This window comes from Micromonospora lupini, from assembly GCF_026342015.1.
GTDB classification, from domain to species: Bacteria; Actinomycetota; Actinomycetes; order Mycobacteriales; family Micromonosporaceae; genus Micromonospora; species Micromonospora lupini_B.
Map to the genome: position 1 here is coordinate 941,812 of NZ_JAPENL010000001.1, position 14,555 is coordinate 956,366.

The 14,555-nt window shown below is 72.9% G+C and carries 15 protein-coding genes; 8 read left to right on the forward strand and 7 right to left on the reverse strand.

The genetic code is table 11. The features are described from left to right. The first annotated feature begins 77 nt into the window (after positions 1-77). Positions 78-962 (forward strand): hypothetical protein, encoded by an 885-nt coding sequence (locus tag OOJ91_RS04385; protein ID WP_266242746.1) that lies wholly within the window; start codon positions 78-80, stop codon positions 960-962. Positions 963-1,026: 64 nt separating this feature from the next. Continuing rightward, positions 1,027-2,772 carry a DEAD/DEAH box helicase gene (locus OOJ91_RS04390; protein WP_266242748.1) on the forward strand — a complete coding sequence of 582 codons (1,746 nt, stop codon included), beginning with the start codon at positions 1,027-1,029 and terminating at the stop codon, positions 2,770-2,772. 48 nt (positions 2,773-2,820) lie between these two features. On the opposite strand, the gene OOJ91_RS04395 is transcribed toward OOJ91_RS04390, so the two are convergent. The 5 genes from OOJ91_RS04395 to OOJ91_RS04415 all read right to left on the reverse strand — a co-directional run bounded on the left by OOJ91_RS04395 (position 2,821) and on the right by OOJ91_RS04415 (position 7,631). Further along, positions 2,821-3,225 (reverse strand): DoxX family protein, encoded by a 405-nt coding sequence (locus OOJ91_RS04395; protein ID WP_266242750.1) that lies wholly within the window; start codon positions 3,223-3,225, stop codon positions 2,821-2,823. Between the two features lie 132 nt (positions 3,226-3,357). Further along, a complete protein-coding gene (gene lon / locus OOJ91_RS04400; protein ID WP_266242753.1) occupies positions 3,358-5,688 on the reverse strand; it encodes an endopeptidase La in 2,331 nt (776 codons plus the stop codon). A gap of 38 nt (positions 5,689-5,726) precedes the next feature. Further along, positions 5,727-5,984, reverse strand: coding sequence for a hypothetical protein (locus tag OOJ91_RS04405; protein ID WP_266242755.1), 258 nt, complete (start codon positions 5,982-5,984; stop codon positions 5,727-5,729). After that, the gene (locus tag OOJ91_RS04410; protein ID WP_266242756.1) at positions 5,981-6,814 is read right to left on the reverse strand and encodes a manganese catalase family protein; all 834 of its coding nucleotides are present in this window, start codon (positions 6,812-6,814) and stop codon (positions 5,981-5,983) included. Before OOJ91_RS04410 ends, OOJ91_RS04405 begins: the two co-directional genes overlap by 4 nt. Before the next feature lie 85 nt (positions 6,815-6,899). After that, the gene (locus tag OOJ91_RS04415) at positions 6,900-7,631 is read right to left on the reverse strand and encodes a sensor histidine kinase (RefSeq protein WP_266242758.1); all 732 of its coding nucleotides are present in this window, start codon (positions 7,629-7,631) and stop codon (positions 6,900-6,902) included. Positions 7,632-7,729: 98 nt separating this feature from the next. On the opposite strand from OOJ91_RS04415, the gene OOJ91_RS04420 reads away from it, so the two are divergent. Both OOJ91_RS04420 and OOJ91_RS04425 read left to right on the forward strand, forming a co-directional pair. Then, positions 7,730-8,338 (forward strand): response regulator, encoded by a 609-nt coding sequence (locus OOJ91_RS04420; protein WP_266242760.1) that lies wholly within the window; start codon positions 7,730-7,732, stop codon positions 8,336-8,338. 156 nt (positions 8,339-8,494) lie between these two features. Then, complete coding sequence (locus tag OOJ91_RS04425) at positions 8,495-8,842, forward strand: histone-like nucleoid-structuring protein Lsr2 (RefSeq protein WP_266242762.1); 348 nt, start codon at positions 8,495-8,497, stop codon at positions 8,840-8,842. A 106-nt stretch (positions 8,843-8,948) separates the two neighbouring features. Here OOJ91_RS04425 and OOJ91_RS04430 read toward each other — a convergent pair whose 3' ends face one another. After that, positions 8,949-10,235, reverse strand: coding sequence for a hypothetical protein (locus OOJ91_RS04430; RefSeq protein ID WP_266242764.1), 1,287 nt, complete (start codon positions 10,233-10,235; stop codon positions 8,949-8,951). 291 nt (positions 10,236-10,526) lie between these two features. Continuing rightward, on the reverse strand, positions 10,527-11,405 hold the full coding sequence (locus tag OOJ91_RS04435) for a hypothetical protein (RefSeq protein WP_266242765.1): 879 nt from the start codon (positions 11,403-11,405) through the stop codon (positions 10,527-10,529). Positions 11,406-11,719: 314 nt separating this feature from the next. Between OOJ91_RS04435 and OOJ91_RS04440 the strand changes: the two genes are divergently transcribed. The 4 genes from OOJ91_RS04440 (at position 11,720) to OOJ91_RS04455 (ending at position 14,437) form a co-directional block, all read left to right on the forward strand. Further along, positions 11,720-12,607: an Asp23/Gls24 family envelope stress response protein gene (locus OOJ91_RS04440; RefSeq protein ID WP_266242767.1), complete on the forward strand. Its 888-nt coding sequence runs from the start codon at positions 11,720-11,722 to the stop codon at positions 12,605-12,607. Next, positions 12,604-13,164, forward strand: a complete 561-nt coding sequence (locus OOJ91_RS04445) for a hypothetical protein (RefSeq protein ID WP_266242768.1) — start codon at positions 12,604-12,606, stop codon at positions 13,162-13,164. The genes OOJ91_RS04440 and OOJ91_RS04445 overlap by 4 nt, the downstream gene beginning before the upstream one ends. 128 nt (positions 13,165-13,292) lie before the next feature. Continuing rightward, the gene (locus OOJ91_RS04450) at positions 13,293-13,850 is read left to right on the forward strand and encodes a DoxX family membrane protein (RefSeq protein ID WP_266242769.1); all 558 of its coding nucleotides are present in this window, start codon (positions 13,293-13,295) and stop codon (positions 13,848-13,850) included. A gap of 194 nt (positions 13,851-14,044) precedes the next feature. After that, positions 14,045-14,437, forward strand: coding sequence for an FKBP-type peptidyl-prolyl cis-trans isomerase (locus OOJ91_RS04455; protein WP_266242771.1), 393 nt, complete (start codon positions 14,045-14,047; stop codon positions 14,435-14,437). Positions 14,438-14,555 lie beyond the last annotated feature (118 nt).

Here is a 14,555-nt window from a genome sequence, read left to right on the forward strand (position 1 = left end):
GGACCGTGCGCCCCGCACAGCTTTCCCGTGACGGACGCGCCTGCCCCTCACGCCGGAACGCCGGCAGGGTCAACGGCATGGAGAAGACACCGATGTACGCCGACACCACCACCTCCGTACGGCAGCACGGGTCACTGGCCACCGCGCAGCCGGCGCCCTCCCACGGCACCCGGCGGCGGCTGCTGTGGCATCTCGCCGAGATGGCCCTGGCGATGGTCGCCGGGATGGTGCTGCTCGGGCCGCTCTGGGAGGTGGCCGGCACGGTCCTGGGTGTTGCCGGCGCACTGGCCCGGCCGGAGGTGGCCGCCCTGGTGATGGCCACGAACATGACAGTCGGAATGACGATGTGGATGCGCTACCGGGCGCACCACTGGCGCGGGGTGGCCGAGATGGCCGCCGCGATGTACGTCCCGTTCCTGCTGCTGGTCGTACCGTTCTGGGCCGGTCTGCTGGACGGTGACGCCCTGCTGCTCGGCGGTCATCTGCTGATGGTGCCGGCCATGGTGCTGGTGGCGCTGCGCCACCGGCACGAACCACAGGCGGTGATACGCCGACACCCGGCAGTGGTGGCGCTCGCCCGCCGCTGGCCGGCCGGACTCGCGCTGCTGCTGACCGCGGACCTGTGGGTCGACCCGACGGTGCTCAGCCCGTGGACGATGCTGGTGCTGCCCGGCGGGTACCTGCTGATCGGCGTGGCCCGGCGGACGCTGCGCGGGCCGGGCGTGCTCGCCATCCAGCTCGCCGGCCTGGCCGCCTGGGTGACCCTGACGCTTGTCGCGGTCGCGGCCGGCGGGCGGGCTGCCGCGTGGCTGGTGGTGTTCGGGTGGCTGGCGCACTCAGGGTGGGACCTGGTCAACCACCGCACCGGCCGGGTGGCGCCGCGCGGGTACGCCGAGTTCTGCGGAGTGCTCGACGCCGCCCTCGGCGGGATGATGATCCTGGCGATCATGACCACCACCTGACCCGGACCGTGCTCTTGTGCCGGTCGGCGCAGCGGCCCCGACGGGGTAATGAAAGGCTTGGCACATGAGTTCCGCACCTGCACAGCACGACGCACCGATCGACGCACCGATCGACTCCGCCCCCGCCGACACCGAAGAGGTGTACGCCTTCACCGAGCTCGGGCTGCGTCCCGAGCTGCTGGGCGCGCTGTCCGCCCTCGGCTACGAGGAGCCGACCCCGATCCAGCGGGAGGCCATCCCGCCGCTGCTCGACGGTCGGGATCTGCTGGGTCAGGCGGCCACCGGCACCGGCAAGACGGCGGCGTTCGCGCTGCCGCTGCTGAACCGGATGTCGGCGCACCGCGACGGTGGAGACCCGGTGGCGCTGGTGCTGGTGCCGACGCGCGAGCTGGCGGTGCAGGTGTCCGAGGCGTTCCACCGCTACGGCAAGGACCTGGGCGCGCGGGTGCTGCCGATCTACGGTGGGCAGCCGATCGGGCGGCAGTTGCGGGCGCTGGACAGCGGGGTCGACGTGGTGGTGGCCACCCCGGGGCGAGCCCTCGACCACATCGCCCGGGGCACCCTGCGCCTCGGCGGCCTGGCCACGGTGGTGCTCGACGAGGCCGACGAGATGCTCGACATGGGCTTCGCCGAGGACATCGAGGCGATCCTGGAGCACGCTCCGGCGCAGCGTCAGACGGTGCTCTTCTCGGCCACCATGCCCTCGCGGATCGACGGGATGGCCCGCCAGCACCTGCGCGAGCCGGTCCGGATCGAGATCGGCCGGGAGCAGACGGTGGCCGGCGAGGCGCCCCGGGTGCGGCAGAGCGCGTACATCGTGACGCGCGCGCACAAGCCGGCGGCGCTGGGCCGGGTCCTCGACGTGGAGTCGCCCACGGCGGCGATCGTGTTCTGCCGCAGCCGCGAGGAGGTGGACCGGCTGACCGAGACGATGAACGGCCGGGGCTACCGCTCCGAGGCGCTGCACGGCGGCATGAGCCAGGAGCAGCGGGACCGGGTGATGGGCCGGCTGCGGGCGGGCACCGCCGACCTGCTGGTGGCCACCGACGTGGCGGCCCGTGGGCTCGACGTCGAGCAGCTCACCCACGTGGTCAACTACGACGTGCCGTCGGCGCCGGAGTCGTACGTGCACCGGATCGGCCGGGTGGGTCGGGCCGGCCGGGAGGGCGTGGCGATCACCCTCGCCGAGCCCCGCGAGCACCGGATGCTCAAGACCATCGAGCGGGTGACCGGCCAGCGGATCACCATCGACAAGATCCCCACCGTGGCCGACATGCGTACGCGGCGACTGGAGTTGACCCAGGCGGCGCTGCGGGAGAGCCTGCTGGAGGACGACCTCGACCCGTTCCGGGTGATCGTGGAGACGCTTACCGACGAGTTCGACCTGATGGAGGTCGCGCTCGCCGCGGTGAAGCTGGCGCACGAGGTGACGTCCCCGGGCTCCGACGACGAGGAGGAGATCCCGCAGGCGCCGGTACGCGGCCCGCGCGAGGGTCGGCCGGAGGCCGGTGGCCGGGGCGGCGACCGGCGCGGTGGGGGCCGGCCCCGCTCAGGCGGCGGCAACACCGTCCAGGTCTTCGTCGGTCTGGGCCGGCGCGCGGGGGTCCGTCCGCAGGATCTGGTCGGCGCCATCACCGGCGAGACCGGGATCCGCGGCCGGGACATCGGCTCGATCGAGATCGCCGACCGCTTCTCCCTGGTGGAGGTGCCGCAGGGGGTTGCCGACGAGGTGATCTCCGGGCTGCGCTCAAGCACCATCAAGGGCCGCAAGGCCACGGTTCGTCGCGACCGCGGGGGCGAGGGACGCTGAGCGCGCCGCCGGCGACCGCCGGGGTACGACGGTCGCCGGCGTTCAGGCTCAGAAGGAGTACGGCCCGAAGCGACCCCAGGCGACCACCGCGGCGAGGACGAGCAGCACCGCGCAGGTGATCGCGCCCTGGATCTCCCTACGACGCTCGGCCGCCGTGTCGCGCTTCTTCCGGTCGCGCAGGTGCACCAGGATTCCGCCGATCATGACGATGACCAGCCCGACGGCGGCCAGCGGGGTGAGCACGGTGGCGATGCCTGTCAGCGCCGGCAGCACCAGCCCGACGGCGGCCAGGATCTCGACCGCGCCCAGCGCCTTGACCTGGGTCGGCGGGACCGGGTCCACCCACCGCATCATGTCGCGCAGCTTGTCCTTGGGCCGGGTCAGCTTGGTCAGGCCGGCGCCGGCGAAGACGACGGCCAGCAGGATCTGGATGATCCAGAGCACCAGGTTCACGGGGGTTACCTCCGGGGGCACCGCCTCGCGGCGGAGAGGTGGTTGAGGGTTCCCGCGGACTCTAGCCCCCCATGCGCCACCATCAATGACCCCCGCCGTCAGAGGACGGCGGGGGTCATCGGGCTCGGAACGTCAGACCGCGAAGAGCGCCGGACCGTCCAGCGCCTGGACGTCGGCCGGGCGCAGCGCCAGGGCGAGCACGTCGGCCACGTCGGCCAGGGTGTGCACGGTCAGCGCCTCGCGCACCTCGGTCGGCAGGTCGTCCAGGTCCGGCTCGTTACGCGCCGGGATGATCACCTCGGTAAGGCCGGCCCGGTGCGCGGCGAGCAGCTTCTGCTTGACCCCACCGATCGGCAGCACCCGACCGGAGAGCGTCACCTCACCGGTCATCCCGAACTCGGGGCGGACCGGCCGGCCGGTGACCAGCGACGCCAGGGCCGTGACCATGGTGATGCCGGCGCTGGGGCCGTCCTTGGGCACCGCGCCCGCCGGGACGTGCAGGTGGATCCGGCGTCCCGCCAGGGCGTTCGGGTCGATGCCGAGCCGACGCCCGTTGGAGCGCAGGTACGACAGGGCGATGTGCGCCGACTCCTTCATGACGTCGCCGAGCTGGCCGGTCAGGGTCAGCCCCGGCTCGCCCTCCATGCTCGTCGCCTCGATGAAGAGCACGTCCCCGCCGGCGCCGGTGACGGCGAGGCCGGTCGCCACGCCGGGCACGGCGGTGCGCTCGGCCGACTCCGGGGTGAACTTCGGCCGCCCCAGGTAGCCGGTGAGGTTGTCGGTGTCGACGCGTACCGGCGACGGGTCGGTCGCCAGCGTCACCGCCACCTTGCGCAGGATCTTGGCGAGGCCACGTTCGAGCTGCCGGACACCGGCCTCCCGGGTGTACTCCCCCGCGATCAGCGCCAACGCCTCGTCGGCGACGCTCACCTCGTCGGCGGTCAGACCGGCCCGCTCCCGCTGCCGGGGCAGCAGGTGGTCGCGGGCGATGGCGACCTTCTCGTCCTCGGTGTAGCCGTCCAGGGTGACCAGCTCCATCCGGTCCAGCAGCGGGCCGGGGATGGACTCCACCACGTTGGCGGTGGCCAGGAACAGCACGTCGGACAGGTCCAGGTCGACCTCCAGGTAGTGATCCCGGAAGGTGTGGTTCTGCGCCGGGTCGAGCACCTCCAGCAGGGCGGCGGCCGGGTCGCCGGCGTAACCGGCGGAGACCTTGTCCACCTCGTCGAGGAGCACGACCGGGTTCATCGAGCCGGCCTCGCGAAGCGCCCGCACGATCCGGCCGGGCAGCGCGCCCACGTACGTGCGCCGGTGACCGCGGATCTCCGCCTCGTCGCGGACGCCGCCGAGCGACACCCGGACGAAGTTGCGCCCGAGCGCCCGCGCCACGGACTCGCCGAGGCTGGTCTTGCCGACCCCGGGAGGACCGGCGAGGGCCAGCACCGCGCCGGAGCCGCGACCGCCGACCACGCCGAGGTTGCGCTCGGCCCGGCGGTTGCGCACCGCGAGGTACTCCAGGATGCGGTCCTTCACGTCGGCCAGGCCGGCGTGGTCGGCGTCGAGCACCGCCCGGGCCGCGGCCAGGTCGGTGTTGTCCTGGGTACGCGTACCCCACGGCATTTCCAGCACGGTGTCGAGCCAGGTGCGGATCCAGCCCGCCTCCGGTGAGGCGTCGCTGGCCCGCTCCAGCTTGCCGACCTCGCGGATGGCCGCCTCGCGGACCTTGTCCGGCAGGTCGGCGCTCTCCACCCGGGAGCGGTAGTCGGCCGAGCCGTCCGGCTCGTCCTCGCCCAGCTCCTTGCGGATCGCGGCGAGCTGCTGGCGCAGCAGGAACTCCCGCTGCGACTTCTCCAGGCCCTCGCGGACGTCACTGTTGATCTGCTCGGTGACCTCCTGCTCGGCCAGGTGGTCCTTCACCCAGCCGACCAGCAGCTCCAGCCGGGCGGTGACGTCCGGCGCGGCGAGCAGTTCGGTCTTCTGCTCCAGGGTCAGCCAGGGCGCGTAGCCGGCCGAGTCGGCGAGCTCGGACAGGTCTGTCATCCGCTCCACCGCGTCGATGACCTGCCAGGCGCCTCGCTGCTGGAGCACTGAGGTCACCAGGGCGCGGTACTCGCGGGCGAGTTCCCGAGCCTTGCCGGCGGGAGCGGGTTCGTCGAGTTCGGTCGCCTCGACCCAGAGAGCCGCGCCGGGGCCGGGCACGCCGGAGCCGATCCGGGCCCGGGACAGGCCACGGACCACGGCGGCGGGCTCACCGTCGGGCAGCCGGCCGACCTTCTCGATGGTGGCGACCACGCCGACCGGGCCGTACTCGCCGTCGATGCGCGGCACGGCCAGCAGCTTGCGGTCGCCGGTCGCCCGGGCCGCGTCGATTGCGGCCTGGGTGGTCGGGTCGAGGGTCACCGGGATGACCATGCCGGGCAGCAGCACGGCGTCGGTCAGGGGAAGTACCGGAAGAGTTGCCATCGAACACCTGCTATCGCGTTGAGTTGAGCGTGTCTCACTCAAGTAACAAAGCGTTCCCCTTGTTCCGAGGTGTGACCCACACCACTACCCGACGCTCGTCGACGGACCGGCAACAGCAGGTCCCGGACCGCCCGGCGCCCGCCGGCCAGGGCCACGGCGACCGGAATGGCCAGGCCTGTCAACGCGAGGGCGAGCACCACCCGGGCGGGCAGCCCGACGCCGACGGCGAGCGCGGTCAGCACCGTGCAGACCGCCAGCTTCACCCGGGTACCCGACAGGCTCGAGACCGTGTTCACGACGCGGCCGCGTTCGTGCCGTACAGCCGCGGGTCGCCCGGCGGCAGCACCGGTTCGGGGGCGTTCGCACGCGGGTGGTCGTCGTAGCGGAACTCCCCCCTGCCGTCCGGCGCGGGCCCGGACGCCCAGCGCCCCTGCGCGGAGTCCGTGCCGGAGGAGAAGCCCAGGCAGGCGTAGCCGAACTCGTCGGTGAACTCCCCGGAGTCCGGGAAGGCGTCCGGCACCGGCATGTCCTCCAGGCCGTCCTCCCTGAGCTGCTCGATGGCGGCCAGCCACATGTTCTGGTGCATGGTGTCGCGGGCCAGCAGGAAGCGCAGCATCTGCTTGACGCCCGGGTCGTCGGTCATGTGGAACAGTCGGGAGACCTGCAGGCGGCCCTGCGCCTCGGCGGTCACGTTGAGCTGGAAGTCGGCAAGCAGGTTGCCGCTGGCGGTGACGAACGCGCCGCTCCAGGGCACCCCGTTGCTGTCGGCGGGCAGCGCCCCGGCCCCGCCGTGGATGAAGTGCGCCGGGTTCGACCCGGCGTAGACCGCCCCACCCCCGGGGTTGTCCGCGAGGGCCTCCGACAGCGACAGCGGGGCGTTGTCCAGCAGGCGGGTGATCATCGTGACGATCATCTCGACGTGCCCGACCTCCTCGGTGCCGACGTCGAGCAGCAGGTCCTTGTACTTGCCGGGCAGCCGGCAGTTCCACCCCTGGAACAGGTACTGGTTGGCGACTGTCAGCTCGCCCCACTTGCCGCCCAGGACCTCCTGCAGGCGGCGGGCGAACGCGGCGTCCGGAGCGTCCGGCTTGGCCTCGAACTGCAGGTCCTTGACGTGGCTGAACATTCGACCTCCTCGGTGCCGGAAGGCTGGCACCGAGGACGATTCCCATCCCGCTGACCCGGCCGGGCCAACCCGTGTCCCGGTCGGGTCAGCGCAGCGGGTGGACCACCGGCAGCAGCACCTCCAGAGCCACGCCCCGGGGCCGCAGCCGGTGCGCGCGCAGCACTCCCCCGTCGACGGCCACCAGGTGTCGCACGATCCACAGCCCCAGCCCGGACATCCCGACCGCCGGCGCCGGACGGCGCAGCGCCACCAGCAGCGCCTCGTCCACCCGCCCCTCGTCGGTGACCACGATGCTCAGGCCGGGCCCGCGCAGCGCCGCGTAGATGCCGACGTGCCCTCCGGCCGGCCCGTGGCGCAACGCGTTCTCGACGAGGTTCACCACCACCTGCCGGGTCCGGCCCGCCGGCACCGGCCAGGAACCCGCCCGCCGGGTGGCGCGGGCCCGCCGCCGGCCCGCCGGCACCAGCGCGGCGACCTCCCGCAGGATCCCGGCCAGCGGCACGGTGGCCTCCGGTGGAGCCGTCGGCGCCAGCACGCCCGCGCCGGCTGTCGCGTCGCGCAGCAGGCCCTGCAAGTGGACTGCCTGGTCGCGGGCCAGTTCGATGATCGCCCGCTGGTCCGCGCCGGTGAGCGTCCGGCGCTCATCGGCCAACGCCCGGGTCAACGAGGTCAGGGCGCTGACCGGGGTACGGAACTCGTGGCACAACACCCGCAGCAGCAGGTCCGCGTCGACACCCGCCGGCGGCTCGGCCCCCGCTCCCGGCCCGCTCCGACGCAACCCTCGCAACAAACCCTGCCAGCCCCGGCGTGCCCGCATGCATCCGACTCCCCCCGTTCGGTGCGTACCCGCATGATCGGTACCCGCTGGGGAACGGCGCAGACATGCCGGACGCCCCCACCCTCAGACTCGCTGTCGTGGACGACCACCCCCTCTTCGTCCGCGGCCTCGAGCTGCTGCTTCCGGTGACTACCGACGGACGCGCCGAGGTGGTCGGCTCGACCGGCGACGCCGCCGCGGCGGCCACCCTGGTCAGCCGCTGCCACCCCGACCTGGCGCTCGTCGACCTGCACATGCCACCGCCCGGGGGCATCCGGGCGGTGGCTGCCATCCGGCGCACCACGCCACGCGTACGGGTGGTCGCGATGTCCGGTTCCACCGACCCGGCACCCGCGCTGGAGGCGTTGCGGGCCGGCGCCGAGGGGTTCCTGCCGAAGACCAGCGAACCGGAGGAGCTGCTACCCCCGTTGCTGGCAATCCTCGACGGCTGGGCGGTCCTGCCGGCGGAGCTGCTGCGCGCCCTGCTGGGCCCCTCCCGCGCCGCGTCGGTAGACCTGGACGCCGAGGAACGCCGCCTGCTGCGGGCGATCGCCGCCGGCCGCAGCACCGTCGACGTCGCCGAGGAACTGCACGTCTCGGAACGGACGGTGAAACGGATGACCGCCGCGCTGCTGCGCAAGCTGCGGGTTTCCAACCGCGCGGAGGCGGCGGCCATCGCCGGACACGCCGGCCTGCTTACCGATTGACACGGCCCCGCCGCCTGCGATTCCGGGGCGGTTCCCGGTTTTGTACGCCACTCAATCGCGACGCGCCGAAATGAATGGGACGCATATTGTTGCGGATTCCCCGGTTGATAGGTCAGACTTTGGACACATCCCGCCACCTACAGGGAGTAATCGGCAATGGCGAGAAAAGTAATCACGGTGCTGACCGACGACCTCGACGGCGGGAAGGCCGACCGGACGGTCGAGTTCAGTCTCGACGGCGTGGCCTACACGATCGACGTCTCGGACGAGAATGCCGGCGTCCTGCGTAAGGCGCTGGACCCGTACATCAATGCGGGTCGGCGGATCGGTCGAGGCCCGGCAGAGAACACGCGGACAGTTCGGCGGCCGGGGCGACCCAGCGGCGCCGGAATGGATCGCGAGCAGAACCGGGCGATCCGGGAATGGGCCGTCAAGAACGGCTACAAGATTTCCGAGCGGGGCCGGATCCCGGTCGAGGTCGTCGAGGCGTACAAGGGCCGCTGACACACGGCACAGCGAAGGGGTCCCGCCGAAACGGCGGGACCCCTTCGCTGTGTGCGCGGCCGGTCACCCGGGGCTGCGCACCCCGGCTGACCGGCCGACAGTCGACTCAGTTGACGTTGATGCGGATCGAATCGAACGCGGGGGTCTGGTTCGCCCGCTCCATCATCGGCAGACGGTGCGAGCCGTCACCGGCCCAGACCGAGCACTGCGCCGTACCCGACTCCGGCAGGCCCGGAATCTGGATGGTCACGTCGTCCGGCTGGGCGCCACCGCGACCGTCCTCGGTGGCGACGAAGAACGCCGGCACCTCCTGCGGCTCCGGCGGCGCGGTCAGGCTGTCGAGCATCCGGCAGGCGGTGTGGAAGTGACCCCGGACCAGGCCCTGGGCGTTGAGCAGCGAGCTCTCCACGTAGTACCCGCCCTGACCGGCCGCGAGGAAGCGGTCACGGACCAGGTTCTTGGTGCTGACCCGCAGGGTGAAGGGCTGGTTGCGGCCGACCTGCTGCGGGAACTGGGTGATCAGCAGCGACGGGTTGTTGGCGGCGGCGCCGACCTCACCGAACTCGGTGCTCACGCAGCGGTTGCCCTTCTGGAAACCGTCGTGCGCCTCCAACTTGCTCTCGTCGCAGTCGTTGGCAAGCACGCCGAGTCCCGCGCCGGGAGCGGTGCCGCCATTGTTTCCGCCGTTGTTGCCACCACCGTTGTTTCCGCCACCGGTGTTCCCACCGTTGTTGTTGCCACCGCCGGTGTTCCCACCGTTGTTGTTCCCGCCACCGTTGTTGTTACCTGTGGGCTGCACCTGGCACTCGGCGAGCTGCGCCAAACCCTGCGGGCGCGGACCGACCCGGTCGATAGCCGTCGTGATCCGGTCCAGCACCGCCTTACGCTTGCCGGCCAGCGGCTGCAGGATCGCATTGCGGATGAACGCGGCGCCCTTGTTGCCCTCGGCGGCCAGCCGACGATCGGCCTCCGCGATCTGGGTCTGCAACTGCGCGAGATTACGGTCGACCTCGGCGCGCGCCCGATCCGGCACCTGCGGCAGCTTGGCAGCCACATCGGGACAGGCGACCGCCGAGCCGCTGCCCACCGTGCCGTCCTTGCCGTCCTCGCACTCCGCCACCGACTCCTGACCGTCACCCCAGTGGTTGCGCACCCATCGACCGTTCTGCCAGGTACGGCTGGTCGAGGCGCCACTCGGCGCGGTCGATCCCGGGCTCGGCTCCACGCACTGGCCGGCGACCGGCCGAGGCTTGTTCGTCCGCCGGTCCTGGGCCGACGAGATCTGGGTGACGGCGACTACTCCGCCGAAGACCACGAGCGTGCCGACAACTGCCAGCAGACGCTTGCTCCGCGCGATGCCGGGTGACCGGCGCGCCCGAGTGGACCTGCGCATCGAATTGCTCTCCTTCTCGATCCGGTAGTGGATTCCTGCCCTCGGCGGACCGACGGATGTGAGATGGCACGCCACGGCGGCGACCACCGCGACCTACCCGGTAACGTGTCGATGGCCGACGATGCCCTTTCCGCACCGTCTCCCGCGTCCGGTCGACGCGGTTGGGGAGATCCTCTTCGTTCGCGCAGGAGTACGGGACGGCGACGGGGAAGGTTCAACAGACGCACAGAAAATTGCTCCGCCCCCGAGCGAATCGGGTGCGGAGCAGGGCTCAGCAGGGAAAGTGGCCGGTCAGTCCGCGCAGAGGTGGTCGAACGCGAAGCCACCCACCAGCTCGTCGCGGCGTCGGCTCAACGCGACGATCTGCGTGGTGAGGTCCACGCGCGCCAGCAGGTCCGGGCCGTCCGACCGCACGGCGCGCAGCCGTTCGCCGACAGCGACTGTCGCCAGGTCCTCGGCCAGCCGGGCCACGTCGACGCCGCAGGAGAAGCGCTGCGCGGTCACCGAGACCCGTTCGACGAGGCACGCGTCCGGGCGCACCTGGACCCAGCTCCAGCCCTGCGCCGGGCCCTCGGCCCAGCGCACGTGCAGCCCGCGCACGATCGGGTCGGCCAGCCGCCCGGCCACGTACGCCTCGACAGCCGCCGCACGGGTCAACGCGCCGAGGTCGTTCACCGGGCCGGTCCGGCCGTCCGGAAGCCGCCCGAGGATGTCGCGGAAGCCCACCGGAGCGGACTCGTCCTCGCCGCCGGCGACGGCGGAGCCCGCCGCGTAGGCGCGCGCGTCGACCACGTACTCCACGAGCCGTCGGCCGTGCTCCGCGGCGCGCAGCGTCGGTGAGCCGATGCGCAGCACGGGCAGCCCGACGGCCGCGCTCACGGCGTCGGTGAGGCGCTCGGCGCGCTGCTCGGCAGACCCGGCCGGCGGGACCGGCCCGATCGCCACGGCGACGACCGGCCGTCCGGTTCCGGCGGCGCAGACCACGAGGTCGAACGCCGCCCGGCTGGCCGAACCCCACTGACTGCCCGTGACGCCAGGCGGCCGCCCCTGCACCAGCTCGCTGAGCCGGCGCGTCCCGTACACCCGGTGGCCGGCGCGGTCGAACAGCGCGTCGCGTCCACCATCGGCGGGCATCGCCCGCAGCCAGCCGCGATCGTCGCTGCTCGTCATCTGCCTGATCCATCCGCCGGTCGCTCGAACCGCGCCGAGTCTAGGCGGTCGATCACCCGTTCCGGTGGAGCGGCCCGGCCGGCCGCCGCAGCGCCGCGCCAGGTGCGCGAACGGCAGGCCGCCGCAACGACGGAGCGCGGCCAGCCAGCCGCATGCCGACCGCCGGGTGGCCGAGCGCGGCGCACGGGGTTGGCCGGCGAGGCCGGCACTCGACGGCTACTGTGACCTGGATCACATCCGATTCGTGTTCCAGGGCACCCGACGGGGTGTATCCAGCGAGGTCGCCCGCAACGGACCGGCTGGGAGGTCAGAGCATGTCGCGTCAGCAGTTCGGCACCCACGCCGCCAGCGGGCCGGCGGGCGAGAGCGGCGCGGCGGCGGAGGTCGGGCGGATCGCTACCGACGCGGCAGGTCGCGTGCCCGGCGTCTCCGACGTCCGCCCGGCAACCGTCCGCGTGGGCGACCGGTCCGTGGGCCTCGACCTGCACCTCGTCATCGAGTACGGCCACAGCGTGCCCGCCGTCGCCGACGCGATCCGCCAGACGGTCGCCGAGCAGGTGTGCGCCGGCACCGGCCACTCGGTGGCCACGGCGACGATCACGGTGCGGGACCTGGCGGTGCCCGGTTCCGACGACGACACCGCGCCGCGCCGACCTGTCGCACGCCCCGAGCTGACCACCGCGACCGCCAACCGGGTGGCCACCGGGCTGCTGGCCGTCGTCCTGCTCGTCGGCGGCGTCCTGTTGGCCGCGCAGGCGCTGCTGGTCACGCTGGGTCGCCCGACACCGCTGCTCATTCGCCCCGGCTGGTACGACGCGCTGACCACCACCCGGTGGCACGATCCGGCCGTGCGGCGAACGGCCGGCGCCGCCGTCCTGCTGGGTCTGCTCGTCCTGGCCGCCCAACTGCGCCGATGGACGCCGGTCCGGCTGCGCCTGGACGAGCACGACGGCTGGCACCTGCGCCGGCGGTGCGTGGAACGTCGGCTGACCGACGCGGCGGACACCGTGCCCGGCGTACGCGCAACCCGGGTGCGGGTGCGGCGCCACGGTGACAGGTGGCGGCCCCGATTGCGCGCCACAGGCGACCCGGCGGCCCGTGGCGAGGTCGAGTTCGCCGTGCGTCAGGAGCTGCGTCAGCTCGCCTCGCCACCCGCCGAGCGCGTCGAGATCCGACTGTCGCCCCGCAGGCGGCCGGCATGACCGATGCCGCGCACCGCCTGCTGTGGACAATCGTCGCGCTGCTGCTGGTGGCCGTCGGAGTGACGGCGCTGGCGGCCGGCGCCGGCACGCTGCCGGGCGGCCACCCCGACGCGGTCCTGCTCGGCGGCGGCATGGTGGAGACGTGGCGGCTCGCGACCCCCTGGAGCACCCTGGCCGCGGCGGTCGCCGGGCTGCTGACCGCCGTCGCCGGGCAGCGTCTGCTGCACCGGGCGCTGCGCCGACCCGACCGGGCGCTGCGGGGCACGCTGAGCCGGCCCGGCAGTCACCCCGGTCGCACCCGACTGGCCACCGAGGTCCTCGTCCGCGCGCTGGAACGGGACCTGCTCCGCGTACCCGGGGTGGACCGGGCCCGGGTGGTGCTCACCGGCACGCCACCGCGCCCCGACGTCTGGATCCGGGTGGACCTGACCAGCGACGCCCGCGCCGCCGGAGTCCGCGAGCACGTCCACGACGCGGTCCGCCGGTTCGCCACGACGACCGGCTGCCAACCGGCGCACCTCGACGTGACGGCCCGGATCGGGCCGGTCCGACCCTGACCCGACAGTCGGGAAGTCGGGGGTCGAAGGTCCCGGACCGGGGCGGTCCGCCGGCCCTGCCGCCGGCGCGGCCGAGAGCGTCCACTGGAGGTGCAACCGGGAAGCGCGGTGCGAGGCAGAGAAGGGACGTGGACACCATGACCGCGACGATCGAGCGGACCACCGCCGAGACCACCGCTCCGACGGCCGGCGCCACCCGAGAGAGGGCCACCCGCTATGTCCTGGCCGGCATCCGGATGGCACTCGGCTGGATCTTCGTCTGGGCCTTCCTCGACAAGCTGTTCGGCCTCGGCCACGAGACCGAGTCGAAGAACGCCTGGATCAACGGGGGCAGCCCCACCAAGGGCTTCCTCACCTTCGGGGTCGCCGGGCCGTTCAAGGACGTCTACACAGGCATCGCCGGCGCCGCCTGGGCCGACTGGCTGTTCATGGCCGGTCTCGCCGGAATCGGCATCGCGCTCCTGCTCGGCGTGGGCATGCGGGTCGCGGCCGTGGCCGGTGGGCTGCTGCTGGTCCTCATGTGGACCGCCGTCCTGCCTCCGGAGAACAACCTCTTCATGGATGACCACCTGATCTACGCCGCGGTGCTCGCGGTCCTGGCGCTTGTCAACGCCGGCGACACCTGGGGCCTCGGGAAGGTCTGGGCGCAACTGCCGATCGTCCGGCAGACGCCCTGGCTGCGGTGACGCCACCGCACCGTCGCACGGCGGGCGTCACCACCTGTGACGCCCGCCGCGACGCGTACCCGCCGGTCCCCCCGCATCGGCGCTCCGGTGGGCGTGTCGGGGCAGGTGGCGGGTCCGCCGCACATTGGTGAAGCGCTATCCGGCAGGATCGACGGTGACCGGACACATCACCCAACACGGCAGGAGATCCCCGCATGAACCAGGCAGCAGGCGCCCGATCGGGCAAGCCCGAGGTGGGTCCGATCGAGGGTGCGCCGCCGGCCGACCTCGTGACCGAGGACATCACCGTGGGCGACGGCCCGCAGGCCGAGGCGGGTCAGTTGGTTAGCGTGCACTACGTAGGCGTGTCGCACTCCACGGGCGGCGAGTTCGACTCGTCCTGGAACCGGGGCGAGGCGTTCGAGTTCCCGCTCGGCGGCGGTCAGGTCATCGCCGGCTGGGACCAGGGCGTGGTGGGGATGCGCGTCGGCGGCCGTCGCCGCCTCACCATCCCGCCGCACCTGGGGTACGGCGACCGCGGCGCCGGCGGCGTCATCAAGCCGGGCGAGACCCTGGTCTTCGTCGTCGACCTGCTCGGCGTGCGCTGATCGAACGTGACGGGGGCCGTTCGGCTCGACGCCGGGCGGCCCCCGAGCGTGCCCGCTGTCGGCGTCAGGCGACCGCTCGGCGCTCCCGCTGTCGGCGGCAGGCGACCGGCATCACGCC

What these genes read in the sequence shown, in the direction of transcription:
- OOJ91_RS04385 (WP_266242746.1), top strand. Translation starts at nt 78, where the DNA reads ATGGAGAAGACACCGATGTACGCCGACACCACCACCTCCGTACGGCAG.
- OOJ91_RS04390 (WP_266242748.1), top strand. Translation starts at nt 1,027, where the DNA reads ATGAGTTCCGCACCTGCACAGCACGACGCACCGATCGACGCACCGATC.
- lon (WP_266242753.1), bottom strand. Translation starts at nt 5,688, where the DNA reads ATGGCAACTCTTCCGGTACTTCCCCTGACCGACGCCGTGCTGCTGCCC.
- OOJ91_RS04410 (WP_266242756.1), bottom strand. Translation starts at nt 6,814, where the DNA reads ATGTTCAGCCACGTCAAGGACCTGCAGTTCGAGGCCAAGCCGGACGCT.
- OOJ91_RS04415 (WP_266242758.1), bottom strand. Translation starts at nt 7,631, where the DNA reads ATGCGGGCACGCCGGGGCTGGCAGGGTTTGTTGCGAGGGTTGCGTCGG.
- OOJ91_RS04425 (WP_266242762.1), top strand. Translation starts at nt 8,495, where the DNA reads ATGGCGAGAAAAGTAATCACGGTGCTGACCGACGACCTCGACGGCGGG.
- OOJ91_RS04430 (WP_266242764.1), bottom strand. Translation starts at nt 10,235, where the DNA reads ATGCGCAGGTCCACTCGGGCGCGCCGGTCACCCGGCATCGCGCGGAGC.
- OOJ91_RS04435 (WP_266242765.1), bottom strand. Translation starts at nt 11,405, where the DNA reads ATGACGAGCAGCGACGATCGCGGCTGGCTGCGGGCGATGCCCGCCGAT.
- OOJ91_RS04440 (WP_266242767.1), top strand. Translation starts at nt 11,720, where the DNA reads ATGTCGCGTCAGCAGTTCGGCACCCACGCCGCCAGCGGGCCGGCGGGC.
- OOJ91_RS04445 (WP_266242768.1), top strand. Translation starts at nt 12,604, where the DNA reads ATGACCGATGCCGCGCACCGCCTGCTGTGGACAATCGTCGCGCTGCTG.
- OOJ91_RS04455 (WP_266242771.1), top strand. Translation starts at nt 14,045, where the DNA reads ATGAACCAGGCAGCAGGCGCCCGATCGGGCAAGCCCGAGGTGGGTCCG.